1 protein-coding gene is annotated in these 666 nt (G+C 52.3%); it reads left to right on the forward strand.

Annotated features, from left to right (window positions below):
- Positions 1–70: 70 nt before the first annotated feature.
- The coding region (locus ACR0KW_RS24265) for an IS6 family transposase (RefSeq protein ID WP_480807311.1) at positions 71–666 on the forward strand (596 nt) is incomplete at its 3' end.

Consider the following 666-nt stretch of genomic DNA (forward strand, 5'->3'; position numbering starts at 1 on the left):
AACTTGGCCCTTACCTGTCAGGTCGAGTGCATTTCTGGTAGCGCGCACTAGAACATGACAGGAGCAGGCCGTGACGATCTCATTTAAGGGCGCGCATTTTCCGAAAGACGTGATCTTGCACGCGGTTTTCTTCTACCTGCGCTACGGTGTTTCCTACCGGGATCTGGATGAAATCATGGCGGAACGCGGCATTGATCTGGATCATGCAACGCTAAACCGCTGGGTCAGTCGATATGCCGGCCTCATTGCTGAAACAGCGCGGTATAGAAAGCGTCCTGCAGACCGTTCGTGGCGCATGGATGAAACCTATGTGAAAGTGAAAGGCGAATGGGTTTATCTTTACCGAGCGATCGACAAACACGGCAAGACCCTGGAATTCATGTTGTCCGAGCGCCGGAATAAAGCCGCTGCGACGAGGTTATTAGCCCGCGCGCTTGAGGTGAACGGATTGCCACGCAAGATTGTTATCGACAAAAGTGGTGCCAACACAGCTGGCATCAAGGCGATCAACAAGATGCTCAAGAGCTTTGGCTGCCCAACCCCGATCGAAATGGTAAGGCGGAAATACCTCAATAACATCATTGAACAGGATCACCGTTTCATCAAACGAAGGATCAGGCCCATGCTGGGATTCAAATCTTTCGCTTCAGCCGCACCTGTCCTGGC

The sequence above is a fragment of the Ruegeria sp. CG11 genome (genome assembly GCF_056537245.1).